Below are 621 nucleotides of genomic sequence, written 5' to 3' on the forward strand. Positions count from 1 at the left end.
CTATTGGGCGCGGTGACGGAGGTTCCGGGGTCGGGTGAGGTGTTGTTCGCTTCGCGGTTGTCGTTGGGGTCGCATGCGTGGCTGGGTGATCATGTGGCTGCGGGTGCGGTGTTGTTGCCGGGTGCGGCGTTTGTGGAGTTGGTGGTGCGGGCTGGGGATGAGGTGGGGTGCGGTGGGTTGGAGGAGTTGGTGATGGAGGCTCCGTTGGTGTTGGCGGAGGATGGGGCGGTGCAGGTGCGGGTGTGTGTGGGGGAGGCGGATGAGGGGGGTCGGCGTGGGGTGCGGGTGTATTCGCGGGCGGAGGATGCCGGTGTGGGTGCTGCGTGGGTGCGGCACGCTACCGGGACGTTGCGTCCTGTGGAGGAGGGGATCTCCGCCCCCGAGGTGGGGTTGTCGGTGTGGCCTCCGGTGGGTGCGGTGGCGGTGGATCCGGCGGAAGTGGAGGGCTTGTACGACGGTCTGGAGCGGGTCGGCTATCGGTATGGGCCGGTGTTTCAGGGGGTGCGGGCGGCGTGGCGGTCGGATGGTGCGGTGTATGCGGAGGTGGCGCTGCCGGAGGAGCATCGGGTCCAGGCGGCGGGGTTCGGACTGCATCCGGCACTCCTCGACGCTGCCATGCAC

At 69.2% G+C, this 621-nt stretch carries 1 protein-coding gene; it reads left to right on the top strand.

The features are described 5' to 3' along the window. Window positions 1-12: 12 nt before the first annotated feature. A partial coding sequence (locus KN815_RS49125) for a polyketide synthase dehydratase domain-containing protein (protein WP_253209747.1) occupies window positions 13-621 on the top strand: 609 nt, incomplete at its 3' end.

Origin of the sequence: Streptomyces niphimycinicus (assembly GCF_018883605.1) — a bacterium.
GTDB lineage: Bacteria > Actinomycetota > Actinomycetes > Streptomycetales > Streptomycetaceae > Streptomyces > Streptomyces niphimycinicus.